We start from the raw sequence: 9,680 nt of genomic DNA, 5'->3' as shown, positions 1-9,680 counted from the left end.
TTATTGGTGTGGCTCGATGGTACGACTGGAAGCTGGGCAAGTTTTCCGACCGGGACCTGGCCAAACTGGTCGGCACCAGCGAGGGCAGCATACGCCGCCGACGTGTTCAGTTCGGAATCGAGGTTTACTCGGTCGCGGTGGCCATCGCCCCTTACCAGCACCTGCTGGGCGTGGAGTCGGACAGGTCTGTCTCGGCCAAATGTGGTGTATCGGTGAAGAGTGTCAAAGCTTACCGCGAGTCCCAGGGCATCAAGCCCAGGTCCAAGGCCACACGGCGCATTCAGCGCCTTCCGCTCGATCATCCCGTCAGGCCGTACAAGAGCGCGCTGGGCCTGGTTCCCGATGAGGACATTGCCCAGGCCTCGGGCGTGGCCGTAGAAGTCGTGCAGGCGCTGCGCGAGGCGTTCGGCCTGGATGCTGTGGCGCCCTCCCCTGACCTGGCCAAGCCGGCGCCTGTCGAGGACTACCACGGCCCCGGACTCGGTTACGAATCGCTCCTGGGCACCATGTCTGCCGCCAAGATCAGCCGCGAAGTGGGCGTGCCCATTGGGGTTGTGGAAGCTCGCCAGCAGTACCTGGGCATTGCACCCTATCGCCGGGTGTCGCGTGCGGAGCGGTACGCGCACTTGTTCGGCCTGGTCCCGAATAACGTGCTGGCCAAACTCGCAGGCGTGTCGCATGAGCGCATCGCAGACATGCGCCGGTCGAGAGGCGTCTAGCGGGCAGCAAAAAGGGGCCGAAGCCCCTTTGCTGATTACAGACCGAATGCCCTGCCCTTTTCTTTGGGCTGTTTGGTCGGCAACTGCTGGCCTTGCTGCTGCTTCTGCGCGGCATCCTTCTGTTTGCCGGCCTGGTCGTGGCCTTTGCGCTCGAGCGCGTGCCGCTGGAGCTGCTTGATATCCAGGGCGCCGGCCTTGGCGTTCAAGCGGCTGATCGCGGCCCCCAGCTTCTGCCGGTTATCGGTGAAGATTTCCGCCGCATGCCGTGCGCGGCTGATCGCCACGTAGTACACGTCCTTGGCGGTCGTGCGCGACTGGGTTTCTAGGTTGATGAGCACCTTGTCGCAGGTGAGGCCCTGGGCGCTGTGAACGGTCGAGGCATAGGCCAGGCCGACGAACATAGCCGACGCGGTGTCCAGCTCGACCTGGCGGCCCTTGTCACCTTCGAGCACCACGCGGTCGCTGTGGATCTCCTTCACCACGAATCGGTCGCCGTTGGCCAAGTCCTTTTCGGCGTCGTTTCGGGTGATTTTCACCTGATCGCCAGGGGCCAGCTCTGTTCTTTCGACGCTGTAAACCGAAAGCTTGGTGCAACGAGCTGGGGTGAATTGCAGCGTCTCGCCTTCCGGCCCGCGCACCGTGAGTTTGTTGCCGGGGCCGGTGTCGAGTACCACGTATTGCACGCCCCGTTGCAGCCCGTTCTTGTAATCGACCTCGGGCACGACAATGCTGCCCTTGCCGTAGTATTTGCTGTGTCGGCGCTCGGCCTGGGTCGTGTCCAGGCGATTGAGCAATGGATACTCCGCGCCCTGCCCTTTCAGGCCCAGCGCCTCCCGCACGCCTTCGTTGATCTCGATCCGACTGGCGTTGGTACCGGTGATAATCAGAGCCTGGTCACGCTCGGCCTTTGGCATCGAGGCGTATGCGTCGACAATCGCCTGGTAGCGTGCCCCGTCCTCCTTGATCTCGTGTATCTCGTTCACCAGCGGCAGCGATTGCTTGGCCTTGCCCTCGGCGGCTAGCTTCACCGCCTCCAGCAATTGCGGGTCTTTCTGCCGCTGAATGTCGGTGAGCCTTGACGTTTCCATACCGGCTTTCATCAACTGCTCGAATGGCTTGCCGGCCTCGATGGCTTTGGTTTGTGACACGTCGCCCAGGAAGACAACGCGGGCGCCGGCAGCCTCGATGGTTTTCATGGCTTCGTGCATCTGCCGCGCAGGAATCACGCCGGCCTCGTCGATGAACACGACGGTGTTGCTGTCGATCTTCTTGTCGCGGGCCTTGAGGAACGATTGCAGCGTGCGTGCTTCCAGGCCCTCGGCCTGGAGCGCTTTCACCTGGCTACCATAGGGCGCCAGGCTGGTGACACGGTATCCGTTCGCTTCCAGCAGATCCTTGGCCGCAACAGTCATGTAGCTTTTGCCGACGCCGGCAAAGCCCTGGACGCCGATGAACTGGTTTTGTGTGCGAGCGATCCGCATCACCGAGGCCTGCTGTTCTGCCTTCAAGCCCCGATCGGCAAGGAAGGCTTCGGCGGCTTCCTTGGAGATCCGCGGCTCAACCGTACCGCGCCCCATTCGCTCGATTTGCAGCACCTCGCGCTCGCGCTTCTGCGCGATGTGCGTGGTGAAACGGTTTTCACCCTGGCGCAGCCGTCCCGTGCGGATACCCTCATCAACGAGCCTGGCGGCCTCTGAGCGCGATTTGCCGGCGCGGACAAGGTTTGCCACCCATTCCTTGCGGCTGAGCTGTGGCGCCTCCTGGCGGGCCTTCTCGGCGGCCTTCCCCTTCTTTCCATCGGCTGGGTTCTGTGAGGCGTACAGCGGTTCCTCGCGGATCAGATGGCCAGATGCGGCTCGCCGCTCGATGCCGGCGCGCACGTCGTCAATGGTGAGGGCGCCGTACCCGTGGCGCAGCGCGGTATCCATCAGCTCCTTCTGACCGATCACCGCTTGGCGTTCGGTCAGACTCTTGATCGCGAATTCGATCACCTGGTCGGCACGGTATTCCAGGGGCTTCTCGATCTGTGGAGTGGCTGCGCTGTTTCGCTCCCTGCCGCCCTGGGCATCGGCGCCGACGCCGGCCCACTCGCGGCTGTGGTAGTCGATACCCAAGGCCCTCGACCGCTCAAGCCACACCTGGCGCAGCTCTTCGCGGTCGATTCCACCCTGCTTTTTGTCGCGGGTGGCCAGCGCGGCCTGGTTCTTTTCGGCATACGAAGCCGTGCTGCGGTCCAAGCCTTTCGCCGCTAACGCGGCCTCGATCTGCTGGCTGCGCGAACTGAACTCGCGGATCTGCTCGTCAGAGAAATGCGCCAGGTCAAATGTACCGTTGCGCTCATAGCGCAACTGGAAACCGGCCTTTTCCAGTTCGCGGGCCAGCTCCGCCTTGTAGACGTTGCCCAGGAACATGGACGAATTGAACACGCCGTCGTTTTTCAGCGCCCGCCATTCGCCGTCGCTACGCTGGGTCATATTCAGCACGAACGCATGGGTATGCAGGTCGGGGTCCAGGGCACGTGACGTTTCGTGTCGGAACTTGGCCACCACCAAATTGTTGGTGTTCTCGGTGCCGGTCTTCTTGTTGACCGTTATCCGGGCCTGGGACAGCCGTTCGGCTTCGCGAATGGCCGCTGCCACGGCCTTGTCGTGAGCTTCGATAATACTGGCGTCCCCGTGGACCAAGGCCTGGAGCGACACGCCTTTGGGCGCCGAAAAGGTGAGGTCGTACCCCAGCCTTTCCTTGCTGACCACTTTGCCGTCCGCTTCTTTGACGGTCCGCATGAGCTTCGTGCTGTCGCTAATGCGGCCATCCAATAGCTCACGGAACCGGGCCTGCTCTACCTCCCCGGACAGGCCCAATGCCTCTGCGCCGGCACCTTGCCATTGCATGGCGCCGCCGTCCTTTGCGTAGTAGTCATCCGCACCGTCCGCGTAGTACGACACGACTTTGCCCAGTGACTGCCGAGAAATGGTCGTGATATCCAGCATTTAGATGATCTCAAGGTTTGGGACGATGCCCGGTACCGGGTTCGTGCGAGTGAAGTTGATCGGCTCGATGGCCACCCGTGCAATCGGGATGCTACCGGGGAACGAAAGGAAGCCTTCGAGGTTGTTCAAGGCCATGATTTCCGACGACATTACGATGCGCTCGGGTTTCACATCCTCGTTCTCACTGCGAGTGCCCCAGTCACCCCAGCGCGAGCTGCGGCCTTCCTTTGTGCGCAGCACTTCATGCTCGCTCAAGGCTTTGGACATGCGTTCGGCGGTGGCCGTACCCATGCGGCCAACGGCCAGGGCGACCATCGTCCGGTGGTTGGCCAGCATGGTTTCGGCCAGTTTCTCGCCATACACGGATTCGAGCTGGGTGTAGGACTGGTAGCCCGATACCACGCAACCGCCCTTCTTCCGGCCCCGAGTCAACATGTCGCCCAAGGTGGGCAGCCGTTGCAGCGACTCCAGCTCGTCGAGGTAGGTCCAGATGCGGCGTTTGGGGTTGGATTTCATCCCAAGGATGCTGGTGAAAATGGTATCAACCCAGCAACTAATCAATGGGCGCAGCGCTTCGCGCATGTTCTCGTCCCAGGTGATAAACAAGTTGCCGCCGTTAGGATCTTCGCACCACTGACGCAGCGAGAAGTTGCCTGGTGGCATATCAAAATGCGCAGGTAGTTTATTACTGAGGACAAAACGAACGCTGCCTGTAGCGCGTTCGTTTTCAGTGAACAACGATACGGCACGGGTGCCTTTTACGAATCCCTGGAGCGCTTCCGAACTGCACTCGTTAGTCCATCTGAATACATTCCTCATGCCAGGATTGCGCGTGGTGTTGTACAGCTTTTTGGCCACTTCTGCGAACAGCAGGCGACCATACTGGTTCCACTCTTCCGAGTCGTTACTGTCTGATACTTGAATAATGGATTTTGCGTAGCGCTCGAAGTCGTAGTGACTACGGATCTCGTTATAGAAGTTCCAACCTTCGGTTCTGGCGTCATAGGGATTCAAGATTTTATCCCCCTTGCGATAGAAGGTGGATAGGAATTCCCCATCGGGATCAAGGATTACCATTCGATCTTTCCGCTGCATGCAGCCGTACATCATTTCGCGGAAAATCGTACTCTTACCCGTACCTGTAGCACCGCCCACTGAAAAGTGCGTCGCCTCGGCGGCAATAGGAACAGGCACCCCGGCAATAGTTATTTGTTCCTCTTTCTCCTTTGTCAGTCGTTTAAGCTCACGCTGGGAAACAAGTTGGCTACCACGGAAATACTTATCAAAGTGAGCGCCGGCAAAAGTCGTCTTGCTCAACTTCACGATAAGCACGCACAACGCAATCGCGAGTATCAGTCCACCAACTAAAGCAACCGCAAGCGGCCACAAGGCGAACGTGTTTTTCGCCAGGTAAAACACCCTGTCGCGGGCACCTTGCTTTTCAATCCCATACAGCAGCTTTGCGGTAAAGAACCATGCGAACAGTGGCACCAGCACCAGTACGGCGAGGCAGATTTGAGATCGTTGGCGTTCGTTCATCAGCTATCCCTCTTTGATGAATCCCATACGTCGAAGCCCAGGCGCTCGACCTCGGCCTGGGCTTCCCTCTTAGCATCCGGTTTGGACGCGGTGCGCAGGAGCAACAGCAGCTCGATCAAGATGGCCATCGACTGACGGTCGATCCCAGCGGTCGGTTGGCCGTCACTGCCAGGCCGTTGATCGAGGCGCTGGAGGATCATTTCTAGCGTGTCCTCCTGCTCCATCTGCCGGAAAAGCTGCCGGCGTACATACTCCGAAATGTCGCCTTGGGACCGCTCTTCCAGCTCGATTTTCTGTGTTTCGGTGCATCGAAAGCTCACTGTGGGCACGGATGGCCTCCTTGTCTGACGTGTGTAAGACACAAAATACAGCAAAATCAGGGCCTGCGCCTACTTTTGTCTTACGCAGGTATTACGCTTTTTCGCAAGTCGTTGAAAATGCTTTATTTTTCAACGACTTAGCGATGCGAAGCATTGCGTATGGTGTATAGCTCGTTAAGGGAAAATACCGCTCTGCTTTTAAGGGAAAAAATAGTCGTCTGCACCCCTCGGAGGCCGCAAAAAAGCGTCCTCCTGATCCCTCACGCGCAGCGTGAGGGGCTTTCGCCGCCCAGGGGTGCCACTGAGTACGCTTTGAAGACAACCGAGAGACGACGTGAAGACAACGAAGAGACAAAAAAGGTACTTGCCAGACCAAAAAGGGACGGCTAGAGTACGGATCAGAGACAAAGAGGGGACAAAAGTGCCCGAGGTCGATAACGAGGGGTAAGCGATGCCACTGTCGCGACTAAAACCACGGAGCGATTCGGCCCTGGTGCGGAACATGCTCGGCGAGATCGAGGCCGCACTAACAGCCGGAGCCTCACGGGAGGATGTATGGGAAACGCTCAAAAATGAGCACGGGATGACCATCGGGTTTAACGGGTTTTGCAAGGCGCTGATGCGAGCGAGGGCCGCCAGGCAGGAGCGAGCTGGACCACCAGCGGCGACCACTCCACCACTCCCCCGTCTGGAAAGCGGTGGCCAGGGGAATGACGTGGATTGCGCAATCCAGAAAGCAGAATCCACGCCACCCGAGGCGGGCGCACCCTTAAAGGGCCGCATCGTCACCAGTAGCGATTTTGAGAAAGTCCATACCATGGACTTCTCGGATCTTGATGATAAATATACGGGCAAAAGGAAATAGCGTATGAAACGAGCGATCTTGAACTACAGCGGTAGCATCGGCAAAACCACTATCGCAGCGCACCTGCTCTACCCTCGCATGCCAAGTTCGGTATTCTTTGCCATCGAGTCGATTAACCAGTCTGCTTTGGACCTGGGCATTGCTGAGGTCAAGACCATGCGTGGTCGCGAAGTTGGCGACCTGATCGAAGAGCTGGTACTTGAGGACGTGGCGATTATTGACATTGGCGCGTCGAATATCGAGTCCTTCTTTGAAGCCGGTTCGCGCTACCATGGTTTCATAGATGAAATCGAACAATTCATTGTTCCGGTAACGCCAGAGCAAAAAGCGTGGCAAGAGAGTTTGAAAACTGTAGAAGCGCTGGCGACGATGGGCGTTACGGCTGATCGCATTATTCTGCTGCCGAACCGCATTCAAGATAATCCCGAAACTGAGATCCCGTCGATCTACAACTATGTGAAGAAAACCAAAAAGGCCACTATCAAGCCAGGCGCGTTCCTGTTCGATAGTGATGTATATGGCTATCTCGCTGCTAATAAAATGTCATTCGATCAGTTGATTGGCGATGACACCGACTACAAGGCGCTGGCACGGGCCGAAGCGGATGAGGTCCAGCGCAGCAAGTATGTAAGCCTCTATCGCTGGACAAGTTATGCAAAGCCTATTCGTCAAAACTTGGACGAATGCTACGCCGCTCTGACGGCATAAGCGACCGGAGTACCAGTAATGGATTCTAGGAAACCGAGAGAAGAAGTATTAATTGAGTGGTTCCTGGGCGACTCTAGAGAGATTGTGGTCGATCTCCAAAGCGCGGTTGCGGCGGCCCGCGAGGTCCACCAGTCGATGCAGGAGGCCGGCGCAAGCCTGGCCTCCACGGTCGAGGATGCGCGTGCCGAGCTGGTGACGGCTCACCGGGAGCTGACCGCCGCGATTCGAGAAACCGAGGCGCGGCAGGACAAGGCCCTGGAGAAGCTGGACCGCCAGGCCAAAAGCCTGTTGGCAGCGACCCAGCGCCGGACGGTGTGGGTGGCGGCGGTCTGCGCCGGCATTGCCGGCCTGGCCGGAGGCCTGGGCGGTGCCCTGCTCTTCTACCGTCTGGTTGCCGGCTAGCGCCGGGTTGTGACACACACTGAGGCCGCCGCAAGGCGGCCTCGCCGTTTGTGGGAGTCGCCGCAGGCGCTCCCGTGCGGCAAGCGGAGCGCGCAGCGCCTGGGAACCGGGCGCGGAGGCGAGAGGGATGGAAGCCCGAAGGGGCGAGACGCGGCGCAGCCGTGGCTCGATGCGCAGCACGACAGCCCGCGCCGAAGGCCTCGCCCTGGATTGCGCAATCCACTTCTATTAAACTGGATTGCACAATCCACAAGACAGGATCGTCACCATGTCGCTACTGCCGACTCATGAGGTCTATGCCGAGCTGCAACTGGCGTATGAACACTTCAACGTCCAGCTGTTCGACGGCCAGCTACCGGACTGCCTTATCACCCTCCAGCGTGAACGCCGAACCTACGGCTACTTCTCGCGCAAGCGTTTCGCCCGTCGTAGCGGTGAAATGACCGATGAAATCGCCATGAACCCCGGCTACTTCGCGATTCGCTCATTGCGCAAAACGCTGTCGGTGCTGGCCCATGAAATGGTGCACCTGTGGCAGTTCCACTTTGGCGCGCCTGGCCGGCGTGGCTACCACAACAAGGAATGGGCCGCACGCATGGAAGCCCTGGGCCTGATGCCCAGCAATACCGGCGCACCTGGTGGCAAGCGCCTGGGCGAACAGATGGATCACTACATCATCCCAGGCGGGCGCTTTGACGTGAGCTGTGCGGAGCTGCTGACGCGGGACTTCTCCCTGTCGTGGTACGACCGATTTCCCCCGGAACGACCGCAAATTGACCCGCCGACCGGCTCGAATGGGCGCGGGTTTGTCGATGACGTAGACGGTGAGGACGAAGGCCAGGGGCAAAGCGTGGATCAGGGCGGCGATGACCTGGGGCCGCTGGGTGAGTTGGTCGAGCTGCCGCCCGAGGTGCCGCCGAACCGGTCAAACCGGGTCAAGTACCGGTGCCCGAAGTGCGCAACGCAGGTATGGGGCAAGCCTGAGCTGGCGATTCTCTGCGGTGGTGAACACTGCGGCGGGTCGCCATTCCAGCCGGTCGCACGATGACAAAGGCCCGCGTAAGCGGGCCTTTTGGATTGCGCAATCCACATTTTCAACGGTGGCCAGGTCCTGCGCCTTGGCCTCGATCCCCAGCTTCCCAGCAGGCGGCGGCCTTGCGCAGCAAGCCGGCGCTATCGCGGTGCGCCAGTTCGCCCGGTTTGGTGATGAACGTTGCGGCGGCCTCGTAGAACTCTGCGGCCACTTCCCAATCGTGTTGCAGCTCGGCCTTGCGCGCAGCGGCGGCAAGCGCCTGGCACGTCCTGGCGGCCTTGGTCGGCGTGGTCTGGTGTCCGTACATATCCTGTTCTCCAGCGGGGAGCGCCGGGGCGAAGCCGCGGCGCTCGGTTGGGTAGTGGGGTTAGGCCCGTTTAACAGCCCGTGCGAGGGTCAGAAGGTCGGCGGCCTCCATTAACTGGCCGCGCTCGGCCAGTTGCTGCATGGACGGCACCGGGCGAGCTGGGGCCGCTGCGCGGCGCGCAGAAGCGGCCAGGCGGGCCAGGAAGACACGGAACGAGGGAAGGGCTTGAGTAGCCATAGGTAACTCCTTTTTTCGCAGAGGAAGGCCCGGAGCGGTTGCCGCCGCTGGTATCCGGGCCGGGGTTGGTTTACTTGGTCAGGCGCTCGCTGCGCACAAAGCCTTCGCACATGTCACGGAAGATCGTGGCGTGCATTTCCAGCGGGAACTCCGCGATCACCTCGCGGCGACCGATGCCGCCACGCTGGGCAACGATCATGTACATGGTGACGTTGGATGGGGTCTGGTTCGGGCGAGCCTGATGGGACACTTCAACGGTGAAGCCGCTGAACTCGCGCAGGGCCTCGGCTTCGCTGAAATACAGGATGTGGGTTTCGATAGTCATGGGTTGAATCTCCTTTCGCAGATTGCCCCGGAGCGGTTGCCGCCGCTGGTGTCCGGGGTGTCGAGGCGGTATTGCTTCGACGTGGTTAGTATCTCAAATCGTGGCGCTGTCGTCAACTGTTGGTCAAACAATCTTTGACGAATAATTGACTTGACGCGGCACGCTTTTCGGAGCTGCTTAGATGCCGAGGTGGGAGCGGGAGGTAAACATAAAGCGCGCCCGCGAAGCGGGTGCT

Annotated in this window: 11 protein-coding genes; 5 read left to right on the top strand and 6 right to left on the bottom strand. The window is 59.9% G+C overall.

Annotated features, from left to right (window positions below; genetic code table 11):
- Positions 1–719: hypothetical protein (locus NA637_RS22945; RefSeq protein ID WP_256074838.1), on the top strand; the 719-nt coding region annotated here is incomplete at its 5' end.
- Positions 720–754: 35 nt separating this feature from the next.
- Here NA637_RS22945 and mobF read toward each other — a convergent pair.
- The 3 genes from mobF to NA637_RS22930 are packed head-to-tail and all read right to left on the bottom strand — an operon-like array spanning position 755 to position 5,577.
- Complete coding sequence (mobF, locus tag NA637_RS22940; protein WP_019692571.1) at positions 755–3,709, bottom strand: MobF family relaxase; 2,955 nt, start codon at positions 3,707–3,709, stop codon at positions 755–757.
- Positions 3,710–5,248, bottom strand: a complete 1,539-nt coding sequence (locus NA637_RS22935) for a type IV secretion system DNA-binding domain-containing protein (RefSeq protein WP_019692572.1) — start codon at positions 5,246–5,248, stop codon at positions 3,710–3,712.
- On the bottom strand, positions 5,248–5,577 hold the full coding sequence (locus tag NA637_RS22930; RefSeq protein WP_019692573.1) for a hypothetical protein: 330 nt from the start codon (positions 5,575–5,577) through the stop codon (positions 5,248–5,250). Before NA637_RS22930 ends, NA637_RS22935 begins: the two co-directional genes overlap by 1 nt.
- Before the next feature lie 493 nt (positions 5,578–6,070).
- Between NA637_RS22930 and NA637_RS22925 the strand changes: the two genes are divergently transcribed.
- The 4 genes from NA637_RS22925 to NA637_RS22910 all read left to right on the top strand — a co-directional run bounded on the left by NA637_RS22925 (position 6,071) and on the right by NA637_RS22910 (position 8,591).
- Positions 6,071–6,433, top strand: a complete 363-nt coding sequence (locus tag NA637_RS22925; RefSeq protein WP_020723543.1) for a hypothetical protein — start codon at positions 6,071–6,073, stop codon at positions 6,431–6,433.
- Between the two features lie 3 nt (positions 6,434–6,436).
- Positions 6,437–7,141: a StbB family protein gene (gene stbB / locus NA637_RS22920; protein ID WP_019692575.1), complete on the top strand. Its 705-nt coding sequence runs from the start codon at positions 6,437–6,439 to the stop codon at positions 7,139–7,141.
- Positions 7,142–7,159: 18 nt separating this feature from the next.
- Positions 7,160–7,543 carry a plasmid stabilization protein StbC gene (gene stbC / locus NA637_RS22915; RefSeq protein WP_232881935.1) on the top strand — a complete coding sequence of 128 codons (384 nt, stop codon included), beginning with the start codon at positions 7,160–7,162 and terminating at the stop codon, positions 7,541–7,543.
- Positions 7,544–7,811: 268 nt separating this feature from the next.
- On the top strand, positions 7,812–8,591 hold the full coding sequence (locus NA637_RS22910) for a SprT-like domain-containing protein (protein ID WP_019692577.1): 780 nt from the start codon (positions 7,812–7,814) through the stop codon (positions 8,589–8,591).
- Positions 8,592–8,637: 46 nt separating this feature from the next.
- Here the strand turns inward: NA637_RS22910 and NA637_RS22905 are convergent, their stop codons facing one another.
- The 3 genes from NA637_RS22905 to NA637_RS22895 all read right to left on the bottom strand — a co-directional run bounded on the left by NA637_RS22905 (position 8,638) and on the right by NA637_RS22895 (position 9,445).
- Entirely contained in the window at positions 8,638–8,883 is a 246-nt protein-coding gene (locus NA637_RS22905; RefSeq protein ID WP_015272406.1) for a hypothetical protein, read from the bottom strand.
- A gap of 60 nt (positions 8,884–8,943) precedes the next feature.
- Positions 8,944–9,120 (bottom strand): hypothetical protein, encoded by a 177-nt coding sequence (locus NA637_RS22900; protein WP_019692578.1) that lies wholly within the window; start codon positions 9,118–9,120, stop codon positions 8,944–8,946.
- A gap of 70 nt (positions 9,121–9,190) precedes the next feature.
- Entirely contained in the window at positions 9,191–9,445 is a 255-nt protein-coding gene (locus NA637_RS22895) for a hypothetical protein (RefSeq protein ID WP_015272405.1), read from the bottom strand.
- Between the last annotated feature and the right edge of the window lie 235 nt (positions 9,446–9,680).

It is taken from the genome of Stutzerimonas stutzeri, assembly GCF_024448935.1.
Classification (GTDB): Bacteria; Pseudomonadota; Gammaproteobacteria; order Pseudomonadales; family Pseudomonadaceae; genus Stutzerimonas; species Stutzerimonas stutzeri_AO.
Note: the sequence above shows the minus strand (reverse complement) of the source record. Positions and strands in the feature narration are given on the sequence as shown.